The sequence below is a fragment of the Dietzia sp. B19 genome (assembly GCF_014145155.1).
Lineage (GTDB): Bacteria > Actinomycetota > Actinomycetes > Mycobacteriales > Mycobacteriaceae > Dietzia > Dietzia natronolimnaea.
The window spans coordinates 1-1,201 of sequence record NZ_JAALED010000183.1; the positions used below are offsets into that span (position 1 = coordinate 1).

General features: G+C 70.9%; 1 protein-coding gene. It reads right to left on the reverse strand.

All coding sequences use genetic code 11. From position 1 onward, the window contains the following. Positions 1-1,201, reverse strand: a 1,201-nt coding sequence (locus tag G6020_RS06395; protein WP_182610045.1) for an acyltransferase domain-containing protein, incomplete at both ends; no start/stop codon positions are given.

Here is a 1,201-nt window from a genome sequence, read left to right on the forward strand (position 1 = left end):
GCCCTCGCCCGACCCGCCACCGGCGGTGACGGTCGGCCACAGCGTCCGTCGCTTCCACGCCGTGCCCGGCACCGCGGCGTAGCGACCGGGACCGGTGACGTAGCCGTGCAGCATCTCCACGACCTGGTCCATGTTGACCTCGTGGCCGTGGACATAGAGCTGGGCGATCGCGTGGAGCAGGGTGTCGGCCTCGGACTCCTTGCGCTTGAGCGTGTGGAGCAGGTTGGGCTCCATCAGGCCGGCGTCGAAGCAGGTCGCCGCCACGGACATCGCGGCGACCGGGTTGGGCGCGAACTCCAGGAACGTCACGTACCCGGCCTCGACGGCCTTGCGCACGGCGTGGGTGAACCACACCGAGTGCCGCATGCCCTTGACCCAGTACTCCTCGGCGTGGATCGGCTCGTGGCCGGCGCGGTAGAAGGTCTCCTTGTCCACGGAGGAGAACAGGCCGGATCGGAGTTCGCGAGGCTCCAGGCCCGCGATCTCGGCGGCGAGCTCACCCAGCAGCATGTCGACGTCGGAGGTGTGCCCGGCCCCGCGGACCTGGAGCTGGCGGGCGAACTTGCCCTGCTCCTCGACCCAGGCCACGAACTCGGCCACGGGCTTGGCGCGGCCGCCGACCGTGGTGTGGGTGGGCGCGGCGTAGACCGCGGGCTCGATCGAGGCGAACTGCGGGTTGTCGGCGATGATCTGCGCGATCTCCTCGGCCGAGTACTCGACCAGCGCCATGGCGCCGGCGTCCTCGTCGGAGACCTGCTGCTCGGCGTCGCCCATGAGGCGCGAGCGGACGCAGATCACCCGCACCGCGTCCTCGAGACTCAGCCCGCCCGCCGCATAGGCGGCGGCGACCTCGCCCATCGAGTGGCCGATCACGGCCTCGGGCTTGGCGCCGAGCGCCTTGAGCGTGTCGACCAGCGCGACCTGGACGGCGAAGATGCCGACCTGCGCGTTCTCCACCTCGTAGGTGACCGAGTCGTCGAGGAACATCTCGACCATCCGGTAGCCGGCCTCGAAGTCGATGAGCTCGTCCACCGCGTCCAGGCACAAGGCGAACAGCGGGTTGGACAGGTACAGCTCCTTGGCCATCTTGCGGTGCTGGGCACCGAAGCCCGAGAACACCCAGACGTCACCGGTGCCGGCGGGGGCGTCCGCGCTGAAGACGCCGGGGCCGGGGTCGCCGGCCGCCAGGGCGCGCAGCCCC